22 protein-coding genes are annotated in these 23,087 nt (G+C 52.4%); 14 read left to right on the top strand and 8 right to left on the bottom strand.

Annotated elements, in window-relative coordinates; translation table 11 throughout:
* Window positions 1-163: 163 nt before the first annotated feature.
* Entirely contained in the window at window positions 164-427 is a 264-nt protein-coding gene (locus tag BACFIN_RS22560; RefSeq protein WP_032839337.1) for a hypothetical protein, read from the bottom strand.
* Window positions 428-575: 148 nt separating this feature from the next.
* On the opposite strand from BACFIN_RS22560, the gene BACFIN_RS14930 reads away from it, so the two are divergent.
* The 14 genes from BACFIN_RS14930 to BACFIN_RS14870 all read left to right on the top strand — a co-directional run bounded on the left by BACFIN_RS14930 (window position 576) and on the right by BACFIN_RS14870 (window position 16,123).
* On the top strand, window positions 576-851 hold the full coding sequence (locus BACFIN_RS14930) for a hypothetical protein (RefSeq protein WP_007750233.1): 276 nt from the start codon (window positions 576-578) through the stop codon (window positions 849-851).
* A gap of 7 nt (window positions 852-858) precedes the next feature.
* A complete protein-coding gene (locus tag BACFIN_RS14925; protein ID WP_007750236.1) occupies window positions 859-1,131 on the top strand; it encodes a hypothetical protein in 273 nt (90 codons plus the stop codon).
* 31 nt (window positions 1,132-1,162) lie between these two features.
* The gene (locus BACFIN_RS14920) at window positions 1,163-1,537 is read left to right on the top strand and encodes a hypothetical protein (RefSeq protein ID WP_007750238.1); all 375 of its coding nucleotides are present in this window, start codon (window positions 1,163-1,165) and stop codon (window positions 1,535-1,537) included.
* A gap of 513 nt (window positions 1,538-2,050) precedes the next feature.
* Entirely contained in the window at window positions 2,051-2,335 is a 285-nt protein-coding gene (locus BACFIN_RS14915) for a hypothetical protein (RefSeq protein ID WP_007750245.1), read from the top strand.
* A gap of 119 nt (window positions 2,336-2,454) precedes the next feature.
* Window positions 2,455-3,030, top strand: coding sequence for a DUF3575 domain-containing protein (locus tag BACFIN_RS14910; protein WP_007750248.1), 576 nt, complete (start codon window positions 2,455-2,457; stop codon window positions 3,028-3,030).
* A gap of 13 nt (window positions 3,031-3,043) precedes the next feature.
* Complete coding sequence (locus BACFIN_RS14905) at window positions 3,044-4,525, top strand: DUF3868 domain-containing protein (RefSeq protein WP_007750251.1); 1,482 nt, start codon at window positions 3,044-3,046, stop codon at window positions 4,523-4,525.
* Window positions 4,526-4,586: 61 nt separating this feature from the next.
* Window positions 4,587-5,741, top strand: coding sequence for a hypothetical protein (locus BACFIN_RS14900; RefSeq protein WP_007750254.1), 1,155 nt, complete (start codon window positions 4,587-4,589; stop codon window positions 5,739-5,741).
* 72 nt (window positions 5,742-5,813) lie between these two features.
* Entirely contained in the window at window positions 5,814-6,719 is a 906-nt protein-coding gene (locus BACFIN_RS14895; protein WP_007750260.1) for a FimB/Mfa2 family fimbrial subunit, read from the top strand.
* Between the two features lie 18 nt (window positions 6,720-6,737).
* Complete coding sequence (locus BACFIN_RS14890) at window positions 6,738-8,303, top strand: fimbrial protein (RefSeq protein WP_007750263.1); 1,566 nt, start codon at window positions 6,738-6,740, stop codon at window positions 8,301-8,303.
* A 6-nt stretch (window positions 8,304-8,309) separates the two neighbouring features.
* Window positions 8,310-10,670, top strand: coding sequence for a fimbrial tip adhesin FimD (gene fimD, locus BACFIN_RS14885; protein WP_007750265.1), 2,361 nt, complete (start codon window positions 8,310-8,312; stop codon window positions 10,668-10,670).
* 14 nt (window positions 10,671-10,684) lie between these two features.
* On the top strand, window positions 10,685-13,852 hold the full coding sequence (locus BACFIN_RS14880) for a hypothetical protein (RefSeq protein WP_007750267.1): 3,168 nt from the start codon (window positions 10,685-10,687) through the stop codon (window positions 13,850-13,852).
* A 71-nt stretch (window positions 13,853-13,923) separates the two neighbouring features.
* Window positions 13,924-14,820, top strand: coding sequence for a DUF5106 domain-containing protein (locus BACFIN_RS14875; RefSeq protein WP_032839340.1), 897 nt, complete (start codon window positions 13,924-13,926; stop codon window positions 14,818-14,820).
* Window positions 14,821-14,840: 20 nt separating this feature from the next.
* Window positions 14,841-15,242, top strand: a complete 402-nt coding sequence (locus BACFIN_RS0219575; RefSeq protein WP_032839342.1) for a hypothetical protein — start codon at window positions 14,841-14,843, stop codon at window positions 15,240-15,242.
* 104 nt (window positions 15,243-15,346) lie between these two features.
* A complete protein-coding gene (locus tag BACFIN_RS14870) occupies window positions 15,347-16,123 on the top strand; it encodes a hypothetical protein (protein ID WP_232281638.1) in 777 nt (258 codons plus the stop codon).
* A 236-nt stretch (window positions 16,124-16,359) separates the two neighbouring features.
* On the opposite strand, the gene BACFIN_RS14865 is transcribed toward BACFIN_RS14870, so the two are convergent.
* From BACFIN_RS14865 to traN, 7 genes are all read right to left on the bottom strand, one after another.
* Window positions 16,360-17,931 carry a Fic family protein gene (locus BACFIN_RS14865; protein ID WP_007750279.1) on the bottom strand — a complete coding sequence of 524 codons (1,572 nt, stop codon included), beginning with the start codon at window positions 17,929-17,931 and terminating at the stop codon, window positions 16,360-16,362.
* A gap of 14 nt (window positions 17,932-17,945) precedes the next feature.
* Complete coding sequence (locus BACFIN_RS14860; protein ID WP_007750281.1) at window positions 17,946-18,143, bottom strand: helix-turn-helix transcriptional regulator; 198 nt, start codon at window positions 18,141-18,143, stop codon at window positions 17,946-17,948.
* A gap of 157 nt (window positions 18,144-18,300) precedes the next feature.
* Complete coding sequence (locus BACFIN_RS14855) at window positions 18,301-20,487, bottom strand: type IV secretory system conjugative DNA transfer family protein (protein ID WP_007750283.1); 2,187 nt, start codon at window positions 20,485-20,487, stop codon at window positions 18,301-18,303.
* 8 nt (window positions 20,488-20,495) lie between these two features.
* Window positions 20,496-20,984, bottom strand: coding sequence for a hypothetical protein (locus BACFIN_RS14850; RefSeq protein ID WP_007750285.1), 489 nt, complete (start codon window positions 20,982-20,984; stop codon window positions 20,496-20,498).
* A 33-nt stretch (window positions 20,985-21,017) separates the two neighbouring features.
* Window positions 21,018-21,674, bottom strand: coding sequence for a DUF1566 domain-containing protein (locus BACFIN_RS14845; RefSeq protein ID WP_007750288.1), 657 nt, complete (start codon window positions 21,672-21,674; stop codon window positions 21,018-21,020).
* Between the two features lie 24 nt (window positions 21,675-21,698).
* Window positions 21,699-22,211 (bottom strand): hypothetical protein, encoded by a 513-nt coding sequence (locus BACFIN_RS14840; protein WP_007750291.1) that lies wholly within the window; start codon window positions 22,209-22,211, stop codon window positions 21,699-21,701.
* On the bottom strand, window positions 22,208-23,053 hold the full coding sequence (gene traN / locus BACFIN_RS14835; protein ID WP_007750295.1) for a conjugative transposon protein TraN: 846 nt from the start codon (window positions 23,051-23,053) through the stop codon (window positions 22,208-22,210). The genes BACFIN_RS14840 and traN overlap by 4 nt, the downstream gene beginning before the upstream one ends.
* Window positions 23,054-23,087 lie beyond the last annotated feature (34 nt).

Genomic DNA, 23,087 nt, shown 5'->3' on the forward strand with positions numbered 1-23,087 from the left:
TACTCATCCCAATGGTACTTGAAGGTTATCAGCAATGCGTCAAATTCAACAGGAGTTAATCCTGTTGCTGCAAGTATCTGGCTATGGCGGTGGCGAATCTTGTCGTAATACATCAATTGAACTGTTTAGACCACAAAGATAAGTCAAAGAACGCTTTAATCAATTATTCAATATAAACTCTAATGTATATCTGACAGATAACGGCACCGCCATTCCCGGCGGCCAGTCCATTTATACCGTATGCACTGCCCGTACTCCGGCGGCATACGGGCGTGCCGTTCTCCCTTTCTATCTTCTTCTTATCCCTCTTATAGCTTCCGTTCCGCCCGTTCGTCTTGTGCGACCTGTGGGGGATTGCATTTTTCCGCAAAGGTAAACCGCCCGGTCCGATCTGCCAATGCCGGCTGCCGCCGCGAGTGGCCCGCAAAAATCTTCCTCTCCGGCTGTCGAGCGTATTTTTCCGTCCAGCCTTGTCCGCTTGTCCCGGCCACCTTCAAAAGCAGAAAAATAATCCCTGTGGTCGCAGACAGACCGAACAGAGGGAAAGAAAAACAAATCATTAAAATTTCAAGACAATGGACAACATCAAGGAAAGCAAGGAGTACAAGCTCGCCAAAGACTGGGAAAGGGCTGTGAACGATTTCAGTTTCAACTCCAAGCGGTTCGCCGCCGCCATCCTCGATATGCACCCCACGCTGCAACAGAGCCTCTACCGGCTTGTCAAGGCATGTATCGAGGTCATGGCGGACGAGACACGCCGTTACGATGACCGCAACCGCGCATCGCACGAGGAGGCAAGGTGCATCATGGAATACCTCAAGGAAAACGGTAAAAATATCCCATTAAGATAACAAGCGTATGAAAACACAGGAAGTACAGTTCAACGGTATCGGATACACCTGCCGTGTGGTGGAATCCAACGAGGGCGAAGAACTGCTAATCGGTTCGACCGAATTGCTTGACGCCCTCCAGCCGGGCAGCTTCAATGACTGCAACGAAGGTTTTGCCAACGATGAAGCCGAACGGATCTACGACGGGATTTTCTTTTTCACGGACAAGAAAACCCTCCGGCTTCCCGATGCCGGACTCGTCGCCGAACTCAAAAAGGACAACCCCGAATGGTTTAGTTAAAAAAGTAAATAATCATCTAAAAATCAAAATTATGGAAATAGAATATGTATTGCGAATCGCACAGACCGCCCAACAGCAGTTGGTATCACTGACACCCATGTCCGTCCTCATGTCGTGGGGGATTGAGAAATTTGCCGCCATCATATACAGGGATATGCCGGCGCTCCGGATAAAGGTGAACGGACGCCTGCACACCGGATGTGTCATCGTGGCACTCAACGGATCGGACTATTACGAAGTCTATCTTCAGGACGAAGCAGGTACGAAATGCGTCCATGAGGAAGTCTGTTTCGATGAGCTGGGTGATGTCATTGACCGGGCTATCGAGAGCGGCACCGACAAAGCCGAATACGACGAGTTCTGTCAGCAGCAACGCGACATATTGCTGAAAGGACAGCCTGCCTGACATATAGGTTTCAGCCATTTGCACCGCCCGTACATCCGTATCGGCGGTGTTTTCGTTTACGACCGGTTGCGCCGGAAGCGCGGCATCCCGTTATAACACGCCCCGGACAGACCCATGTTGTGCATGGGGACGTATGATGTCACCGGATGGCGGACAAATCCCACCCGCATATTTTTTACACCGTTAAGCGATAGATACATACAAAAAAATCGGATGATTTCTTTTGAAGAGAAGTACTAAACAACTGCAAAAATACGAAAATCATTGAAAATGACAATGAAAGCAGCCGGAATAATTGCCTTGTCGTGCAAAAAAAGTTGTGCGACAAGAAGAATATGTTGAGCCAATTAACGCTATTTTCAGCGTACATCACTGATATATAGATGATTGGATAAATAAATTTCTCTTCAAAAGAGAAATGCGACAGGTTGATCGGCAAAGACGAATAGTTGGAACAGACAACCGTTAAAAAGAGTCTTTGTCATGACTGGCTAAAAGAAAAAGGCAGGCAATATGGAAAGAAATAAAAAGTGCAAACGACTCTTGAATGACATGAAAAGTGTTGAGCGAAAAAACATTTCTCTCTTTAAGAGAATTAACTACGCTCCAAAGGTACGAAAAATCCCTCAAACGGCTATAAAATCAGCCATGTTTTTTTTTCAGTTATTTGCATCTTATCTCTTTTCCACAACAAGCATTGAGCTTTCGCCTTTCTTCTTGAAACGATTATTGACTGAATATCAGTTAATTATCATCCGAATCAACCTTTTTGTATTTCTCTTAAAGAGAGAAATATAGAACGGGTGTGGGGTATTCCCCTCTAAAAAATGGAAAAAACCACGGGACCACAGTCCCCATGATTGATAACGAAGTGCCGGTCTTGCCGGTTCAAATGAGATAACAAGAAGAAGGAAAATATGAAAAAATTGATCCTCGGTGTTTTCCTTGCCGTTTGTTGGTGTACAGGCACCGCCAACGCGCAGGATATAGCAGCAAAGACCAATCTATTGTATTGGTCAACCACAACGCCCAACTTGAGCCTGGAATTCGGGTTGGGTCAACGCACGACCCTCGACCTCACGGGTGCCTACAACCCGTGGACGCTGAATAAGGACAAGAACAAGAAAATCAAGCACTGGCTGGTCATGCCGGAGTTCCGCTACTGGCTCTGTGAACGCTATAATGGCCACTTCTTCGGTCTGCACAGCGGCTACGCCTTCTACAACATCAGCGGCGTGAGAATCCCTTTCCAGAGCAAATCCACCAAGGACCACCGCTACCAGGGATGGGCCACGGGTGTCGGGCTTTCATACGGATACTCCTGGATTCTGGGCAAGCGTTGGAACCTCGAAGCCACGATCGGCCTGGGCTACATCTACACGAATTACGACAAGTACGAGTGCGCCACCTGCGGCAAGTTCAAGGGCAGTCAGGACAAACACTACTTCGGCCCGACCAAGGCGGGTATCTCCCTGATATACATAATCAAATAACAAGGAAATGACTATGAGACGCTTATATATCATACTATTGCTGATATTGGCAGGTAGTCCCGTGATGCTACATGCCGAGAACGAAACCAGTTACCTGCCCTCGATCGGAATCCGTCAGGGAGGTGTCGTCAAGCAGGGCCGCACGGTCGAGCTGACGATGTCCGTGGATTTGAGCAAGGCCAAAATCCGCACGCAGCACACCGTGGCGCTGACGCCCGTGCTCGTGTCGGCGGACGGAAACCGGGAGATAGCCTTTCCCCCGATTGTCATCGACGGCAAGACCCGCCACAAGGTCTATCTGAGGGCGCAACGCCTCGAAAGCGTGGAACTCCCGCCTTTTCACGACGATTCGTCACAGGTAATCATACGCCACGGCAGCAAGAACCAACAATACGACTACGCGGCTGCCGTGCCCTACGAGCGGTGGATGCTCGACGGGCGGGTCGAGCTCCGCGAGGAGGTACACGGCTGCACCAACTGCGGCGAGGGTAAGGCCGAACAAGGCCTGTGGAGCGGCATCCTGCCCACCTTTATCCCCGATTACCGTCTCGATTCCATAGCCCCGGAACCCGAACCGGTGAAGGTGCGTGCCGAGACCCGTACCGCGCGGTTGCAGTTCCGGCAGGACAGCTACAATATCCTGCCCGGGTTCAAGGACAACCGTGCCGAACTGGACACCGTTTCCAACTCCATCGAACTGGTAAAGAAGAATGCCGACGTCAGGATTATCGGTATCTACATCACCGGTTACGCCTCTCCCGAGGGCAGCATGGCGCATAACATGACCCTCTCCGAGAACCGCGCCAAGGCACTGGCCGACTATATCCGCCGCCACGATGCCATATCGCCCGACATGCTCCACGTGGACTGGAAGGGCGAGGACTGGGAAGGCTTCATCCGTGCGCTCGGCGACTTCCCGAACCTGCTCAAGCGCGACGAGGTGTATGAGGTCATCGAACGCTATCCCGACGAACGGGACTTCTGCGAGTTGCAGCTCCAGAAACTCGTGCCGCCAACCATTTACCACAGGCTGCTCACCGAGATATACCCCGCGTTGCGCCGCAATGAGTACCGCATCGAGTACAACGTGCGCAACTTCAACCTCGAAGAGGCACGCCGCATGGTCGATGAGCGTCCCGACCTCCTGAGCCTGTCGGAAATGTACAAGGTGGCCGGCTCCTACGGGAAAGGCACGCCCGGGTACGACAAGGTGATGGCCACCGCGGTACGCTATTTCCCCGCTTCGCCCGCCGCGCTCAACGAGAATGCCGTGAACGCCATCTCACGTAAGGAGTACGCCAAGGCAGTGGAACTGCTCGAAAAGTCGGAAGTCACCGCGAAATCTGCCGAACTGCTGACTACGCTCGGCGTGGCATACGCCGGAGCGGGACAGTATGACAAGGCCGAAGACGCTTTCCGGCGTGCCGCGGAGGCCGGCTCCGAGACGGCCCGGCACAACCTCGAAGAGGTGCGGCAGGTCATCGACCAGTTATAGACGAAAACCATAAGCGAGAAGTTATAAAAACCATTTTATTAATTTTTTAAACAACAAAAAGATGAAAGTCAAGAGTTTTTTATTGACAGCTTTAGCAGCGTCAATGACGTTTGTTGCATGTGACAACAACGACAATGAAATGGGACAGCTGGACAACACTCCCAAGAGTGTGAGCATCAACCTGTCCAATGTGATCTCAACCAGAGGTGCCGGTCAAGCGATAAAAGACGACTCAAAGGTTTCTTTGGCAGATTTACAGGTATTCTTTACAAACGGAACGACCCTGTATAAAGGAAAGACAGTAAGCGGAACTGAGGCAGTCCACTACTTTTCCACTAAAGGCGATTTTGACAGTCGTGACGATCGGGTATTCCATTTTTTACCTGCCGAGGTGAACAAGGTAATCGTTGTAGGTAACAACGGTAGTGAAATAACTGAAGCTACTACTTATGCAGATTTACAAAAAGAACTGGCAATCGCCGAGCAGCAAGATCCGCAAAAACTTGACCTTTACAAAGAAGTTGAATTGACTTCTGTGGAGGGGCAAGACGATTTAGGACACCCGCTTTACAAAGCGAATGTGGTGCTTGAACCGCGTGTATCCAGAATCGAAATCGGCGCATTCAAGTATAATGCTATTGCTGAAGGCACCCCACGTAAGTATACGAGCATTGAGGTTCAACAGGTTATGTTGAACAACTATTTTACAACAGCTGATTTTCAAGTTGGAACAGCCAGTACCGTATCCAAGGAAGAAATCACAGCAGCTTCTGTGTTCGGTATTTTCGAAGAAGCTGCCCAAGCAGGCGCAACAAACCCCGTATGGTATAGCGACGTGTTCAGTGCTGACGAATCTGCAGATCCTGCAACCAAATTGCAAGTAATTACATTGGATGTAGCTGCACAGTATGAGCATGCTTACACAGAAGGAAATGTCCGTCCTGCATATCACTTCTTCCCTAAAGATGATGCGATTGGCACCACCTACCATCCTCAGGTACTTGTAAAATTGATCGGTACAAAGTCTGATGGAACTAAGGAACCTCTTTACCTGGCTACCAGTACATTCAATCCGGCTGTTACAGCAGATTTCGCCAAGATTTACGTCATGAACTTTGAATTTGATGATGAAGACTTGGATAATCCTCAAAAATGTGTGGAGGTAACTGTTGACGTCATGAGCTGGGATGTAGTTCCCGTCACTCCTGAATTTTAATAATTGATAACCCGATACAGAGGGCGAAAGTTCCGCCCTCTGTATCCTTTAACACTTCAATCACATATATATATGAAATTGACGAATATTGTTTTCTGCCTGACGTTGCTCGCCGGAGCCGCCACATCCTGCATCCGTGAGGATCTGGACGACTGCCTGAGCACGAACAAGTTGTTGCTCAGTTACAAGGGCGACGGCACCACGGAGATATTCCCCGACAAGATTTGCCGGGTGGAAATGTTCGTATTCGATGCAGAGAATCGATGCGTCAATTCGAGTATCTTACCAGAGGAACAAGTTAAGGGCCGCACGGCTACGCTTCCCCCGCTCGCTGACGGTGATTACCGGATTGTCTGCTTGGGGAACACCCACCACACGAAGGTCGATGGCATCGCCACGGGCGACTACGACCGGATGCTCTTTGCCGCCGGGGATTATTTCGACGAGAAACAGGTTGCCGGCAATGATTCGCTTTATTATGCCTCCACCTCCTATACCGTGCTGCCGTACAGCGCCCACAAGGGGGAGGACCAGACCAAAATCATAGAGTTCGCCAGCTCTCACTACGATCTGTTGGTGGAAGTGGCCGGAGTTCCCGTCACGGGAAACCGCGCAGGCTCGATGCCTGTGCTTGAGATATGCGGAGTCTCGCCCTGTACCGATTTCGAGAACCGGGCCTGCGGGGAAGCGACCGACTATTTGCTTGAAACCGAATACGAGGCCGGGAAAGCGTTGCTCACGGCCCGTACCAATATAATGCGTCACAAGGATCACGAGAACGTGAACGTCCGCCTGAGCGCCGCCCTTGACGGGGAGACACTGGCCGAAGTCAATCTCGCCAAGTTCCTTGCCGACAATCCCGTTATCGACTGTTCCAAACACGAAGTGCTCATCCCGATACGCTTCGAGTTCAAGTCGGGAGAAATCACGGTAAGCGTACCCGAATGGTACATCGAACAAGTGAAACCTGAGTTTTAAGACCGAACCGAAAAGAATATGCTGAATACAAGAAAAATATTATATTGGGCGGTTACAGCGGTATGCTGTGGCTTGTTGCCTTTCGGGTGTGTCAAGGAAGATGCCGCCTCGCTCGGCGAACGGCACGACGTGGCGGTGCGGCTCAACGTGGGGACACGCGCCGTCAGCGAAACCGACGGCACGCCTGCCGGTGCAGAGTCTGCCATCCATACGCTTCGTGTCTATGCTTTCATGGGCGGTCGGCCTGCGGGTCATTACTTTACAAACAACGTGACAGACCTTCCGCACACGTTCTTCATGGATCTCACTTTCTATTCGACTACCACGCAGCAGATGGACTTTTACGTCGTGGCAAACGAAGGGGCCATGCGGACTCAAGGTTCGGGGGCCCCCGCATCGTTGTCTGAGACAACATCGGAAAACCAGTTGAACGACTTCTGGTTCACTGAATTGCGGGACATAACAACCTACGGCCTGCCGATGTTCTGTAAACTGTCGGCAACACTCGACTTCACGAAAGTAAGCGATAAAACCCCGACTGATCCTAATCATGCCGGACATACCCTGATTGAGTCCGACATCAAGTTCGAGCTGCAACGCCCCATGGGGAAACTCGGCGTATTTGCCGCCAAGCCGCGAGGTGAGACCGGCGAGTTGCGGATAACGGGACTGACCATGCTGTCTTCCGGTACGCTTACACGCAACTACCTCATGCCGCAGACCGATGAAACGCTGAAGAACATAACGAGCATCGTCGGAGACTTTGAGTTGAAAGTGGTCGGGGATGCGGTAACTGCCGAGTTGGCTAACAACATCACCGACGAGCAGCGGAAGGATCCGAAAAACTATACCCCCGTGCTGAACGCACCTTACTATCCGTTTGAAAACCCGTGGGGCAGCAACACTTGGAACGTCCCGGGCGATGAGAAAGGCAACGTCCTTCAAATTGAATACGAGTACGACGGAGCTGCACGCACCGGGCTGGTTTACCTGCCCCCGATTGAGAGGAACCACTATTACACGGTATGCTGCCTGATGCACAACGACGGCAAAATAACCGTGGAATACACGGTGGCAGACTGGGAGGGCGAAACATACCCGATTGAATTTAACTATCCGAGTTACGACAATCCGATCGCACCGTGGGTGGGCTCTTCGCTTCCCGAAGGAGGTAAATATCCCCAACCGGAAGTTTATTATAATCCGGATAAGACTTCCGCGCTCGGAAGTTACTCGTTCAGCTTCAAGATGACAGCTCCCACCGGACAGAAGTGGACTCCCACGCTGCTCGACAATCCCGGAAAATTCGAGGTATCGGTTTACCAGAACGAGACGGAGATTACAGATGCCGACATGTGGGTGGCTTCCCCGGAGGCTTATGAAATACGGGTCAGGGCATTGTCAGCCGAGAATGTAGGTGAAACCGTAAGTCTGGGTATCAGTTATAGGCCGAGTTGGCTTGGTGATGACGAAACCTCCATGCTGCTGATTAACGGGCTGACCGGCAACCTAAAATGGGAAGGCAGCACGCTTGCCGAGACGATTGTGATCCGACAAGTAGAAGTACCTCAAACTCAAAATTGATGAGCTATGAAACAGCTATTATATCATATTGTTTTCTGTTGTCTGGCGGCAGTGGGTTTTACCGCCTGCGACAAGTATGACACACTGCATGTTACCGGGGCGGGAGGAGACGGAAACAGTATCATACTCGACCTCGCCTCCGCATCGCTGCCCGTGAGCCGCGCCACCGTCCAAGCCACAGGTGCGGAAGTGACAGTCAGCCATCTCGACGTGCTGATTTTTGAGGAGAACGGAAATAAAAAATGGCACGAACGGGTAAGTGGCAGTGCGGGCGGCAGCGGTAAAATCACCTTGGCGGCCAAGAGAAGCGATTTCGTCCCCAATGAGGCATACTGGGTATATCTGATAGCCAACAGCACGGCGGAGGTAGATGTGTTCGATGCCGAAGACTTCGATTTGATCCAACTCCGGGGAATGACGCAGGAAGACGAACGTATCCACGTGACCGGACTGGACGTTACCGATGCACCGAAGACATTCCTGATGGACGGCATAGCCTACCCGAAAGGGGAATCAGAACCTGAAACGGCTGCGGCCGTCGAGCTGAACAACGGAGAAAGGGCTGACGATACGGAGTTGCAGGTGACACTGCGCCGTGCCGCAGCCAAGATTGTGGTTAAGATAAGCAGCGGCGAGCACGTGAGATTTGATAATAACGGACCGGATGCCACTATCACTACTAATCCGGGATACTACCTGCGTAACATGCCATACTCCACCTCCGTGTTACTTCCCAACAATATGGATGCGGAAACTGCCAAGCTGAGAACCCCCGATTTATTCGGCGGCAATTATTTTGATTGGACTCCGGATTTGATTACCGTGACGGCGTATGCCTATGCGCATACGTGGGTAAATGCTTCTACACTGGAGAAGGAGGTGCGTCTCATCGTAAACATTCCGATGTACAATACCCCCCGTGATGCAGCAGGTAAACCTACCGGAAAAGCGCAGGAATACCTGCCGAGCAGCTATTACCAGATTCCGGTCAGCAAGAGCAAGATGCTGAACCGTAACACCTGCTATGAAGTCACGGTGACGGTTGATGCCCCGGGAGGCAGCGACCCGTCGGAACCGGTTCCTTTGACAGGCATAGTCTATTCTGTGTACGATTGGGAGAATAAGCAGGTAAATGTCGGTGGCGAGGACGAGCGTCCGGCATATCTTACGCTGAACGAGTACGAGATAGAGATGCACAACATGGACGACGATAATACGACGCTGGAGTTTGCCTCTTCATCGGCTGTAACAGCCACTATTGACAGAGTCTATTATATCGACAAGTTCGGACAGGAGAAGGACTTGGAAATCATCAATGAAAGACAAGAACCGGACGTATGGGGCGAAAATACTGGTAGTAGCTATCAACCTAACTGGAAAAACGAATGTACAATCCGGATTACGCCGGATAAAAACATCACCGGCAAAATTGATGTCTATGGCACCGTACCCGGAAACAACGCCGTGAGATATATCGAGTTTACAGTTAAAAACGAGGAAGGCATCAAGCGTCAAGTGAAGGTGGCGCAGTATCCGCTGACCTATATCACGAATGTGGAAGGATATTATTCCTATCGCGATGATTTTGTGAGTACTGCTTCAGACGGAACCCGTGGTGTCACTACTTGGGAACGGTTGGCAGGAAAGGCAATAAACAAGGGACAACAATATAGTTCTGCACAAGTCCCCTATGACAATGATAATGCTTGGATATGCGGGTGTTCTTGGAGCACTTCGAATAATAGGTGGAATTACAGCAAGGACGGCATCGGATTCTTTAGTTCTAAAGTTGTGGATTCATATGATAATACTACCGGTTTATCCGATATCGAATATGCACGTTGGAAAGAAACTCGAAGCAGATACCGCCCTTATACATATACTTACAATGAATCAACCGCATCTGTTGATCTGAATAATCACCGCATGTACCATGTGACCATTACGGCCACCTCAAGCGAATACACTTTGGGACGCCCCCGTATTACCGACGGCAAGACTGACCCCGGTGCAGACAATGCCGTATTGGTATCACCGTCATTCATGCTTGCCTCACAGTTGGGAGCTGTAGTTGGGATTTCAAATGAAAATGCTCAGGATGAACTTGATGCTGTTGCAGATCATTGCAAACAATATGTGGAGGTGGCTCGAGACGGAACGGTATATGATGACTGGCGCTTGCCTACAAGGGAGGAGATAAATATCATTTATAAATACCAGAATGCTTCAGATGTGATGGACGAGGTGCTTGCAGGTGACCGATATTGGAGCGCCTCCGGACTTGTAACAAAACCCGGAGTATCATCCCCCAGTGACCGGGCTATTCGCTGCATACGCGATGCCTACGATAAGAAAACCGGTAAATAGAAAGGAGGACTTATATGGATAAGAATATGATACAAAGATGGATACATGCGATCATGACTTTGGCCGCCATAGCGGTACTGTCGGTCTCCTGCCGGGAGGACGAGTGGTTCGACCCGTCACCCGCAGCCCGCGAAGGCTATGTGGCGCTCCAGTTCAGCGCAGATGTTCCGGCCATGGAGAAGGTGGCCACCCGTGCGGTGGACCCCGATGGTGGCGGCGTGCAGGACATGACGCTGTTCTGTTTCGACAGTTACGGACTCTTTATTACGACCGTAACGGCAGAGGTCATTTCTACGGATGTTAGCAATGGTACGTTTCAGGCCCAAGTGCCCGAGAGCACCCGGACCGTGCATTTCCTCGCCAATCAGGTGATGACGGATTTCGAGCAGGACCAGTTCCGCAGCAAGTCGGAAGCGGAAGTGATGGCATTGCTCGAAGGCTCGTCCGGACGCATGATCTACTGGGCGCGTTTCGCCTGTGACAATTCCACCGATGAGTTGAAGAAACAGACCATCGCCCAACAGATGAGCGGTAAAGGGAACAGCATAACAATGCTCCGCAACCATGCCAAGGTATCTGTCAATGCCCCTGAAGACAATGGCTATTTTACAGTGAAAGGCTTTGCGGTCTATAATACGAATGCGTTCGGTACGGTAGCTCCGTACCATCCTGAAAAAGGATTCAATTTCACCGAAACCGACTGGCTGAACGATGATTTCGTCACGATTCCTGCCAATGATGCCAAGTTGAGCGACGTGACGGACGTGACCACGAATATGGGACAGTATATTTTCGAGAGTGAGAACAGCGCAGACGATCCGGTCAGCATCGTCTTGTATGGACGCAATGCGGGAAATACGGAAGACCGCTATTACCGCGTGATGCTGGTGGATGAGGAAGGAGACCAGATACTCATCAGGCGGAACCATGATTACCAGTTGAATATTACGGGTAGACTCTCTTTCGGGCAGATTACTTTTGCCGAAGCGTTGGAGGCGGCTGCCACGAACAACGTGTGGATCTCCATTTCCGATCGCGTGAACGAGGTGGAGGACAGCGAATATATCCTCACGGTCGAACAGACCGACTACGTGCTTGGCTCGGAGCTTGCCGGCAGTGCATATACGCTTTCATATACCGTCAAAGGCAAAGACGGAAAAATAATAACAGAAGCTGACAAGGCGGATGTGACATGGATAGACAACCTCGTGGCTCAGCAGGGAATTGCAAATACTTTTAAAATTGGCGACGATGGCGTAGGCAGAGGCACGATTATTATTAATCTGCTTTCAATGGGTGCCAACGAAAAACTGGAAGGTACCCTGCTCGTGAAGCACGGACGGTTGCAGCGTAAGATAAAGGTCATCCTGGTGAAGGAACAGTCGTTCGCCCCCTCGTGGGTGGGCACACAAATTTATGGCGGAATAGATCAGTCAGACCCGACTAAGGACCGCTCACACGTGACGGTGATGTTTACCGTCCCCGAGACCGCCCCGGCGGAACTCTTCCCGCTGAAGGTTTACATATCCGTCGGCGGGCTTGACATCCGTCCGGAATCGGGCATGGCTCTTACCGTGGTCCGTGATGGCGAGAAAGACTGGTACAGCAGCGGAGACATCACTCCGGAACCGGACTACAAGTATCTCTACATCGTAGAACATCCCGGGGTACAGCGTGTTTATTTCCATAATATTCTGTCTCAAAATGAGGGCTATCAGGGTCAACTCTATATCGAGGCGGAACACTTCGAAACCATGACACGGGCATTCACCTACTTGGGAACCCGGAAATCTATTACGGTGGAAGGGCTGAAAGCCTACAATGCTCAGGGCGGTGGTATCGAGGGTTACCCCGATGATGAATTGATTCTTTACCGTCTGGTGCCGCAGAAAAGACATGCCAACATACAGTTTGATTTGCAGTTACGGGAAAAAACAGGTGATGATTTGGAAGATCACCAAAAAGGAGATCCATTCAATGCAGGAGAAAAGGATGAGTTCCTGCTCTATTCGCGGTATCTGGATTATTATGAAGATAATGAAACAGGCCAGGCCGGTGTAGATGCGTTCGACTGTACATTCTATCCCGAAGCATCGCAATCGTGGTGGCAAACCAACAACCCCAGCGGAGGACGCATGCTGATGTTCAAGCCGAGACAGGAAATAATTGATAACCCTCCTCAGGGTACGGGAAAGTATTCAATCCATATGAAATCCAACCGACCCAAGAGCGCAGAGGTCATACGCATAGCTTCTAACATAAATGGAACCAATGCGGTGTTACCAGAAGATAATAATGGCGTTAATAATGAATATGGTGGCAATTCCTACCGCAGTGTCACCTTCGAGCTGGCAAATTACAACCCGTTCCGCTTCGGGGCAAGGCTGAAATATGACAATGGAAGTGAGCAAGGAAAAGAACCGGACCGTGTGACGAATCCGAATGCGGATGTCCCCGAACTTCTCACGCCGTTGAAATGGACCTACGAACCCGGTAAACCGGTGGACATCGCCATCGACATAACCAGTTTCGCCGGTTCGGACGACAAGTCCGTGGACCCGTTCGGCGAGGAGTTCGAAATCTATATCGACGCCCCCATGCTGAAATTGGGTGACAATTCCGATCTCAAAGCGAGCAAACTCTACGAGGCAAGTCCGGGACGCTTTGTCTATAAGGTGGATGCCGACCGCGAGACGGAACGGAGTTATTTCCCGGGTTCGAATGTCGTCAATAAGGACAATACCCCTAATGCAAACGTGAACCAGACTGGAGAGCGCAAGACTTTGCACTTCACCACGAAGAGCATCGTGAGCGCGGGCGACATCGTCATCTCTTCCAACGAGGAAAAGGTCGTGTTCTACTCCAAGACCTTCCGCGTGACGAACAAGTCGATGGGCGGGAACATCTACTACGAAGATGAATCCGGCAGCCTGCAACCGATCCCTTCCAGTGCGTTTGTCGCGTTCGAGCGTGTCAGCAACAGCAGCCGTATCGGTGCCGTCACCGTGACTGCCGATGGTCGGTACGAACTGCGTCTGCGCAAGGAGTACACCTTCGACTGGTACACCAATCCGGTACAGTTCCATTACGAACTGAACGGCAAGGTTTACCTTTGCACATACGAAAGTTTGTCTGAGTTGTTTAAAAGTCAGGATGACGTGATACTCACATTGGGGAACTGACAGGTTGAATAATACAAACGGAAACTCCGGCCGCTTCCACGTCCGGAGTTTTTCATAACACGATACGAAACATGAAAATTTTGAACATTACCTTTTTCGCGTGTCTCTTCTGTGCAGGAATCGTATCCTGCGCGTATGCCCAAAAGCAACAGGAGAAGACAAGGGAATTTCGTTTGCCCGACATGCCCGTTACGCTGACGGCACCCGGCGACCGTGCCGCCTACCTTTCCCTTCACTACTGGGACCACTTCGACTTTGCCGATACGTCACTCATATCCCGCCCCGAAATCACCGAGCAGGCGTTTGTGGACTTCATCAGCATACTGCCCCATACTCCCAAGGCGCAGGAAGCGGTCGATACCCTTTTCCGCCGCGCCCTGGCCGACAGGGAAATGCTCTATCATTTCATCTCGCTGGGCGACAAGTACCTGTACGAACCCAATTCTCCCATGCACGACGAGGAACTGCATATCCTCTTTCTGCGTGCCTTGGTCAATCATCCCGGACTGGAAGAGACGGACAGGATACGTCCCCGCCACCTGTTGGAAATGGCGTTGAAAAACCGCCCGGGAGACGTGGCAACTGATTTCACCGTTGTTTGCCGCGACGGCAGAAGCAGAAGGCTTTCCGACATAAAGGCCGGTTACGTGCTCGTCTATTTCAACGACCCCGATTGCGAGGACTGCCGCCGGGTGAAGGAATTGCTCACCCTGTCCCCGGTTGTGAACGACCTGTTGGAGTCCGGCCGTCTGAAACTCCTCTCCGTGTGTGTGGAGGGCAAGACCCCCGCGTGGGAAAAGGCGGAATTTCCCGCCGGTTGGATAGATGGTTATGATGCCGATCAGCGGCTTACCCGCGAACAGGTGTACGACCTCAAGGCGATGCCCACCCTTTACCTGCTCGATGCGGAAAAACGGGTGATACTCAAGGACGCTTCGTTCGAGCAGGTGGAAGAACGGTTGTCCTGAAAGATGCCTCATGAAAGCCTATGAAGACATCCGGAAAAGACAGTAAGGAGAGCAACCGTTTCAGGGGCATCAGGCCGGAGACGGAGGAGAAATACCGCCGAGCGATCGAGATGTACGCTTCCACGGAGCTTTCCGGCTGTGAGATATGCCGTATCTGCGAAGTGACAGAATCGGGTTTCCGGTGTTACCTGACCAAGTACCACCGTGAACTCGTGCTGGCCCGTTACGCTATACTGTGCAGCAAAGAAGAGGCCGGGCAGATTAAGTTGGGACAGCTCCGGGGACAGTTGCCCGCTACCCGTGTCAAATACAAGGATACCATCGAGGCGTGCGGGAGCATGGAGCATATCGGATTGCACGTAAATTCGGGTTGGAAGGCACGAATCTGGGCAGGCAGCTGCGTACGCACTATCCCGAGATAATCGAATGGCGCGAGAAGGTGCGCGATTGGCTGGGTATCGGTGACGGGCTGCCGCGCGGCACGCGCCGCTCCTGCAAGGAATAGTATGCTGAGGCCGTCAGGCTCTTGCAGGGTAACTCGTATGTCACGGTGCCGGAGGTTGCCGACTCCTGCGGGCTTTCCTATACCGGACTGGAACAGCACCTGTTGTTCTACCACAAGGATCTGGTGAAGCGGCGCATCAGGATACGCAAGAAGGCTCTCCGACGGCAGCGGAAAGGGGAAATCACCGGTCGGGGTACCGTGCACGCCCCCTCTCCGGAGTTGGTGGAGAAGTATGCCGAAGCGGTGCATCTGTATGCCACGACACCCATGTCGGCCGCACGGATAGCCGGGAAGACGGGAGTGTCGAAGAAGGGATTCTACGAGCACCTGCAAAGGTGGCATCTGGACCTGGTATGCAGGCGGAAGAATATCCCCTACGAGGAAGGGCGGCTAGTGGACTGGTCTAAAGTCCGGAAATACAACCCCGCGACAAAGGCCAAATATGCCGAAGCCATCCGCCGGCTGAAAGAAAGCGGGCTGCCGACGGCACAGGTCGCCGCCGAGTTCGGGCTGCAACCCGAAGCGTTCCGCAGCTACCTGAAGGAACACGAGCCGGAACTGTATGCCCGGAAGGGAATGGTCAGGACGGATACGGGCGGCGCGGTGTCCCGCCGCAGCATGGAGAAATACAGCGAGGCCATGCACCTGTACGGCACGACAACCGAAAGCGTGAAGTCGTTGGCCAGGCGGTTCGGGTTCAACGACTGCTCGTTCGGGCAGTTCATCAGAAGGAACTTCCCCGAACTGGTCGAAAAGCACAACGAAATCGTCCGGAAAAAAGGGAAACAAAATAAATAACCGGCTTCCGTATGCCGCTCCCTCGTCAATCATCGGGTTGATACAGGCATTCATCACGCTTTTCCTGTCTTTCAATCCCGAATGCTGCATAATGTCGGATAGCGACTTTGGCTCAACGCAGAACTCCAAGATTTGCTCCCTCCGTAATTCCTGCTTATTGGACTTTCTTGTCGGGTTTTCTTGTGGGGTTCCGTGCCCAACTGCAGGGTCAGCACCACATAGTCCGGTCGTGTTTCTTATTCTATATTTTCTCTCACCGCCACATACATCTGGTTGCGGCTCGTAGGATTGTCCGGCTCCGTCATTGCCAACGCCCCTGCATCAATCATCGGATTGATATAGACCTCCATGACATTTTTTCTATCTTTCAACTCCAAATGCTGCATAATGTCGGATAACGACTTTGGCTCAACACAGAACTTCAAGATTTGCTCCCTCCGTAATTCCTGCTTATTGGTTTTTCTTGTGGGGTTTTCTTGTGGGGTTTTCTTGTGGGTTTTTCTTGTGGGGTTTTCTTGTGGGGTTTTCTTGTGGGGTTCCGTACCCAACTGCATGGTCAGCACCACATAGTCCGGTCGTGTTTCTTCCGCAACGGTAGGAAGCGGCCAGCCCAGATACTTCCATCCGCTCACAATCTTATCCACACCGCTGCCGGCTTTCTCTGCACGTCCGAGCATCATGAACATCTTTTGCAGGATCGGGTTGCGGCAAATGCTGCGCCCTCCCTCGAAGTACTGCTGCCGGGAGACCAACATCATCCCTTGGTTCATAAAGACAAGGCTCTTGTCGGTGCGCTCCACGATGATATGCCCCTGTGCATTGACGTCTTGGTGGATGATGCAGTTGATAAGTGCCTCCCTCACGGCATCGTGGGCAGGGGTCTCTTCCTGACGCACTCCGTCTTTTATCATGAACGGACGGGGCAGCGACTGTATCAGGCGGTTATATACCCTTACATAGTATTGATAGAGGTTTGCCTCCCACATGCCGTCGGGATAGATGCGGTGCGTCCATCGGATGTCGGGATTGTCGGTCGCAATCCGTTCCCGGTAGTCCACAAAGTACATCGGGTCGCCCGAGGGGTTGGTGATGCTGTCGTATTTGCCGAACATCAGGATGCCGGCCAAGGTGAATCCTTCTTTCCCGGTTTCATATTCCTTGGTGTATGCTCCTATCTTCTTCAGGAAATCCATGTCGCTGATACCTATCCACGGATGGGTGGGTTGCAGGCTGGCGAGTGTCTGCCGGTATTGGTGCAGCGATTCCTTGTCTATATCCCGCTCGAACTCAAAGCCCGTAAGGATGCGTCCGTCCTGCGAATGGCGGTCATGCTCGGCATCCGCGAACATCCGTCTTACCTCCGCATCCGTACAAAGGTAATCCCCCTCGTGGTTCCTGCGGTAAGTGCTCCCGAACGGATTGCTGCCGATATAGACCGGACGAAGCTCGTAATTCGCGCGTGGAATGTCGCATATCAGGATATACGACTCTTCGATTTGCTCGATTCTCACGTCCGTTTCCCTTGGCAGGCAAACGCTTATTTTCCCTTTGTTGTGGGCGCAGTCCCAGAAAATCTTCTTGTAGCGGACGATGGTTTCCTCCGTCAGCCCGTCAAAGGAGAATCGGTTATCCTTTTCCACCACGCCCAGTACGATTGTACCGCCGTTGGTGTTGGCGAAAGCCGAATAGCTCTCCCAAAAGCTGCCGGGGAATCCTCCGCGTGCCGATTTGAACTCGACTTCCGAACTTTCGCCCTGACCTATCAGTGCCTTAATCCGGCTCTTTATCTCTGTTGTATGTTCTGCCATGATGATGTAGGAGTTTAAGGGCGCAACAGTTCCCTGCGGCTCACGTTAAGTAATTCTGCAATTTTGGAGAGGGTGTGCAAGTCCGGTTGACAGGTGTTTGTACACCATTTGGACACGGTGGTCGGATTCACGCCAAGCTGCTCGGCCAGCCACACATTCGTTCTCCCGGTTTCGGCCAATACAGCCTTTATGCGGTTTATATCTTTTTCCATTTGCAATAAATTGTTTCTGAATGCAAAGATAATGCTTTTTGCGGATACATCCGCTTGAGAATGGCGGATTTATTGAAAGCATAAAAAAACACCTGCAATGACCCCGAAGTCATTGGCAGGCGTTTCACTTTTTATCCCTCATTCCGGAATCCGGCATTCACCGGGCGTTCCGTTTGTTCTGCACGTCCTTTATCATCTCCTTCACGTCTTGCCCCACCTGTACGAAGTTCTTGTACAGGATGCGTTCGCGTTCCTCTCTCGACTTGAACGTGTAGAACTTCGGCAGCGGTACATACGCCGCTTCCTCTTTCTTTATCTCATTCATGTCGAAATCCGTCTTGCAGAAGAATTTCGTGGTCTTGAACTCTTCCGCTTCCTGGACGTTCATCGAACCGCCCATCCCGGTTTTCGTCTTGATGAAATCCCGTGCCGTCTGGCCGCATATCCAGCCCGTCGGCATATCCGAAATCTTCGAGGCAGGCACAAGGCTGTCCATGTTTTCGTTGAGATTGAAACTCGTCTTGTCCCGGTCGATGGTCACGCCCTTCTTGATTTGCACCACCTTGCCGAAAATGTCGTTCGACAGCCATTCCAGCGTCTCCTTCGCGCGTGCCGACCCGCTGACGACATTGCCTACCGTCGTGATGATCTTCTGCATTCCCACCTTCCCGTAATCGGCTTCCAGCTGCGGCAGCTCCTGAAAGCCGAGCGTCACGCTCACCTTGTTGCTTCGCGCCGTGCCTATCAGGCGGTCTATCTTGTGGAAGTAGAGCGTCGGCAGCTCGTCCACGATGATGCTTACCGGGATATTCTTCCCTTGGCCCGTGTTCACGCGGGTGACGAGGCGGTTCAGGATCAAAGCGTTTAACGCCCCGATAATGGATTCCATTTCCGGGTCGTTGGCGATCAGCAGGTAGCTCGGATGTTTCGGGTCGCTCACCTTCAGGTCGAAGTCGTCGCCATCCTTGTGGAACACCCAGTAGCTCTCCTTGGTCGCCAGACGCGACGTATAGACGCGCAGCGTACCGATCATACCTTCGAGTTGCTCCATCGCCTTGTTTTTCAGCGCCGTCTGGAACGGGCCGAGCAACGGGGCCACCTCGTTGTCCGTTTCCAGTACCTCGAAGATGGTCTGGTAGCTCTCGTTCAGGAACGACAGGATGTGCGGCATGTCCGAGTATTTGCCCAGCCAGTAGGCAGGCTCCACGATGTTGCCGCCCTCCTTGTCGCGCACGATGCCCGTCGGCTTCCAGAATTTCGTCTGCGGGTCCTGCCGTTTCTCCGCGTACAGCATGTTGCCGTCCTTGTCATACGGCTCTTTCTCGTAATTGACGAAGTAGTAGATGCAGGCGGCGAGGAAGTTCACCGCCGAGGTCTGGAAGAACTGGTCGCTGCCGCCGCCTCCCTCTTTCTTGCCCTTTTGCAGGGATTCCAGCAACGTCTCCGCCGTCTCACTGGCCGCCGCGAGGTTGTTGATGTACTTGGCCTGAATCGGGTTCACCCTCCGCGAATATTCCACGTCCACGAAGTTTATCATGTTGAACTTGCACCCCTTGGGTACCCTGCCCAGTTTCTCGTTCTTCTTGTAGTGGTAGTACAGCTTGGTCGCCAGTGTCGGGAACTTGTAATCATATACAACCATCGCGAACCCCTTGGCCGAGTGCTGCCGGATGAACGGCTCGATAAGCGAGAATGTCTTGCCGCTGCCCGGAGTTCCTACCACCCATGTGCCTCTAAAACAGTTGCTTATCGAAACCCATCCCTTGCGAAACTTTCCCTTGTAATAGTATCGCATGGGGATGTTCACACTGTATTCGTTCTCGATTTTCTCCTCGCTTTGTTCAAAACTTTCATTCTCGAAATTGAACCGGTCCTTCATCAGGCCGTCCTTGGTGAACTTCGGGATGTTGTCCAGCGCGATATGCACCAGTATCACCCCCGCGAGGGATGCCGCCATGTAGAAAATGATGTTCAGGGGCAGCGTGTAGAACCGTACCTCCATCGGGTGTCCGAACAGCCATACCGACAGGGCGAGCAGCAACAGGCCGCCCGTGAGCGGGTACACGACCTGTGTGCGGGCGTTGCACTCCAGATGCTTGTTGTTCCTGGTTCCGAGGCAGGTGATGCAGATAAGCAGTATCGTGGCGAACTTGCTGTACACGAGGTTCCCGTCGTTGTATATCATCCATTGCTTGATACGTCCGTGGATATTGCAGAGTATGCCGTCCCAGTGGTCCAGCACCGCCGGGTCGATGGCATACTCGAAAAACTCCATCAGCACGGAGAAATACACTGCCGCGCGGAATATGTTGTAGAATCCTTGTAGTTCCTTGCTCTCTTCCATGGCCGTGCTTAATTCTTTTTAATGCCCCAAAGGACGTGGATGTGAGGCCATTGCATACAACCGTCATGGGCAAGCTGTCCGATATGGGATACCGCATACAGAGGCTCAATCCCTGACGTGTCACGTATGACCGAAGCCCGTACCTCGGCCATGAACTTCTCAAGGAATCCCCTGACAACATCGTCAGGACTGGCAGTCATGAAATCAAAGAAGCCGTCGGTCAGTCCTTCGTTGACGTAGAAGAGCTGGCCTTGGAAAATATCATGGTAACGGCCGGTGCGGGCGTTCCATTCAGCCCGGATTTTCTCCCTGTGGCTCTTTACGGAGGGAAACCTCACGTGGCAGCCGGTTCCGTCATCGAGGAATATGAAATCTCCGGAGACATCCTCCTGCCCGGGGCATTTGCATCTCAACAGGTACCCGAAGAATCCTTTCTCCGGATGAGCTATATCCATATACTGCGGGGTCATAAAATCTTCAATTCCGTTCATGTTCATAAGTTTACAGTTTAAAGTTTAAATTTGATAGGTTTACTTGTTCCATGTGATGATCGGCCGCACCCGGTGCGCCTGTATTTTCGGGGTCTCGTGCATCGTGCCGCTGCCCAAGGAGTAGAGCCACGCTTTGGCTGTTTCCTGTCCGGCCACTTCCGTGGAAGTCCAGTACCAGCAATTTTCTCCGTCCACCGGCAAGGGCTGACCGCCGCACCGTTCAATGACGGGGTTTACCTTTTCCAGATTGTCGTATAGTACCCGCATTTCAGCTACCGAGGGCACGAAGGCACTTTGTTTATACATCCACATGTCAAAAACGGCTTCGGCCATCGGCGATGCCGTCTCCTTTGCCTCGTAAAGTTTGAACGTGTTGGCGTTCCCGTCGTATGCCGTCAAGTCGGCAGAAGTGCCCTGGTCAACGCCGAGGCTGTCGGCAAAGGCCAGCGGTTCAATGTCCCAGAGGTAAACCGCATAGCCGTATCCTTCCGCATCTTCCCGCTGTCCGGCATCGAACAGGACCGCTATCGCTCTCTTGCCCGATTGCTCATACGCTGCATAGGACATTACCGTTCCGTCTGTACAGAGGACATGCCCCGGGCGTATAGCTGTATCGGGCACATCGAAATGCGCGTCGCAGGCGGCACACAACAAGGCCGCCGTCACCATTGCCATCCATTGTATCTTCCGTATCATATTGTTTCCGTTTTTATTGTTCCCTTATTTCACGGGCAGTTTCACACCCAGCACGACACCTGCCCGCAGCACGTCCGCGCCCTTTATCATCACGTCGCTCTTCACCTGCCAGTAAAACGTCCAGCCGGAGCGCAGCACGTAGTTGTGCTCGTAGCCGAAATGCAGGCCGCCGAGGAACTTCTCCGTGTCGCTTCCCGCCGAAGCCCCGATACGCAGGCTGCCGTAATGGTTTCGTCCGCGCACCACGCAGGGCTTGTACGCCGCGCCGAAGCCGTAGGTGCGGTAGTTCCGCCAGAAGGATTCCGGGCAGACATGCTTGCACGAGCTGCATTCCGTCCATTGCAGGTAGCCGCCCACGAAGAACTCCCACGCGTGGCGGTAGTTTGTCTCGTGCTCGTAGGCGAGCGTCGCGTCCATGCCGTTCTTGTAGAGCAGCCCCACGCCGAGCGAGAGGCGTCCGCTGCCTCGCTGTGCGTTCGCGCTTGTGGCGATGCACACGCAGGCCAGTATCAGGATGATTGTCTTTTTCATGGTCATTCCTCCTCCAATAAATCTGCATGGAACGAATCTGCCGCCAGTACATCCTCGTAGTCGATGCTCAGGCTGATGTTGCGCCCGCTGATTTGCTTCTCCGTCATTTCGATGGTCAGCAGCTTGCCGTTCGGGAAGGTCAGCTTCTTCACGACGACCACGTTCCGGTAGCCGTGCCTGAACGTCTTGCCCGGTTCCAGCACCAGTGCGGGTGTCAGCTCGATGGTCTGCGCGTTGGTCGCCTTGGCGAGCTTCTTGTCCGTCAGCTTCATCCGTATCTCGTCGATGTCGAAACGGATGTTCGTCTTGTTCTCGACGGAGAAGTCGATGAAGAAGTAGTCGCCCACCGAGTAGATGTTGTTCAGGCGCATCACCATGCGGTGTGCCTTGGTGGCCACGTTGCGGATCTTCGCGGGCGAGTTCCAGATGCGCCGTGCATGGCGCGTCATGTCGGCGGTGGACATAGCCACAGCCGGGTTGTTGTACGCGTTACGCTCCTGCAGCAGGATTTCCTTGTCCGTTACCGCCTCTTTCAGCCTTGTGGTATAGACCAGCGCGTACTGCGTGCGGTAGCGTTCCGTCACGATGGTGACGACGGCAAGCACCTCGCCGTCCTCGTGTCCCGCCTCCTTGGGCTTCAGGCGGATGATGTTGTCAAGGGGCTGGTCGCCCGCCACTTTGTCGGTGGAGATGTCCACGAACCGCACCGGTTCCGATGCCGTGATGACGGTCGTTATCTGTTCGTTCACCGTCAGTTGTTCCATTTCCTCGTAGGTCGTTTGCGCGTTAGCTTCCGGTAAAATGAAAATGCCTGATAGAAGCATAATGCCAAGTAGATTCCTTTTCATTGAAATTCAGAGTTATAATTAAAAATTATGGTTA

Source organism: Bacteroides finegoldii DSM 17565 (assembly GCF_000156195.1).
Taxonomy (GTDB): Bacteria; Bacteroidota; Bacteroidia; order Bacteroidales; family Bacteroidaceae; genus Bacteroides; species Bacteroides finegoldii.

Bases quoted from the DNA above. Each gene is read 5' to 3' on its own strand.
- BACFIN_RS14905 (WP_007750251.1), top strand. From the start codon at position 3,044: ATGAGACGCTTATATATCATACTATTGCTGATATTGGCAGGTAGTCCC.
- BACFIN_RS0219575 (WP_032839342.1), top strand. From the start codon at position 14,841: ATGAAGACATCCGGAAAAGACAGTAAGGAGAGCAACCGTTTCAGGGGC.
- traN (WP_007750295.1), bottom strand. From the start codon at position 23,053: ATGAAAAGGAATCTACTTGGCATTATGCTTCTATCAGGCATTTTCATT.
- BACFIN_RS14845 (WP_007750288.1), bottom strand. From the start codon at position 21,674: ATGATACGGAAGATACAATGGATGGCAATGGTGACGGCGGCCTTGTTG.
- BACFIN_RS14890 (WP_007750263.1), top strand. From the start codon at position 6,738: ATGCTGAATACAAGAAAAATATTATATTGGGCGGTTACAGCGGTATGC.
- BACFIN_RS14855 (WP_007750283.1), bottom strand. From the start codon at position 20,487: ATGGAAGAGAGCAAGGAACTACAAGGATTCTACAACATATTCCGCGCG.
- BACFIN_RS14865 (WP_007750279.1), bottom strand. From the start codon at position 17,931: ATGGCAGAACATACAACAGAGATAAAGAGCCGGATTAAGGCACTGATA.
- BACFIN_RS14920 (WP_007750238.1), top strand. From the start codon at position 1,163: ATGGAAATAGAATATGTATTGCGAATCGCACAGACCGCCCAACAGCAG.
- BACFIN_RS14910 (WP_007750248.1), top strand. From the start codon at position 2,455: ATGAAAAAATTGATCCTCGGTGTTTTCCTTGCCGTTTGTTGGTGTACA.
- BACFIN_RS14900 (WP_007750254.1), top strand. From the start codon at position 4,587: ATGAAAGTCAAGAGTTTTTTATTGACAGCTTTAGCAGCGTCAATGACG.
- BACFIN_RS14915 (WP_007750245.1), top strand. From the start codon at position 2,051: ATGGAAAGAAATAAAAAGTGCAAACGACTCTTGAATGACATGAAAAGT.
- BACFIN_RS14930 (WP_007750233.1), top strand. From the start codon at position 576: ATGGACAACATCAAGGAAAGCAAGGAGTACAAGCTCGCCAAAGACTGG.
- BACFIN_RS14850 (WP_007750285.1), bottom strand. From the start codon at position 20,984: ATGAACATGAACGGAATTGAAGATTTTATGACCCCGCAGTATATGGAT.
- BACFIN_RS14880 (WP_007750267.1), top strand. From the start codon at position 10,685: ATGGATAAGAATATGATACAAAGATGGATACATGCGATCATGACTTTG.
- fimD (WP_007750265.1), top strand. From the start codon at position 8,310: ATGAAACAGCTATTATATCATATTGTTTTCTGTTGTCTGGCGGCAGTG.
- BACFIN_RS14875 (WP_032839340.1), top strand. From the start codon at position 13,924: ATGAAAATTTTGAACATTACCTTTTTCGCGTGTCTCTTCTGTGCAGGA.
- BACFIN_RS14840 (WP_007750291.1), bottom strand. From the start codon at position 22,211: ATGACCATGAAAAAGACAATCATCCTGATACTGGCCTGCGTGTGCATC.
- BACFIN_RS14895 (WP_007750260.1), top strand. From the start codon at position 5,814: ATGAAATTGACGAATATTGTTTTCTGCCTGACGTTGCTCGCCGGAGCC.
- BACFIN_RS14860 (WP_007750281.1), bottom strand. From the start codon at position 18,143: ATGGAAAAAGATATAAACCGCATAAAGGCTGTATTGGCCGAAACCGGG.
- BACFIN_RS14925 (WP_007750236.1), top strand. From the start codon at position 859: ATGAAAACACAGGAAGTACAGTTCAACGGTATCGGATACACCTGCCGT.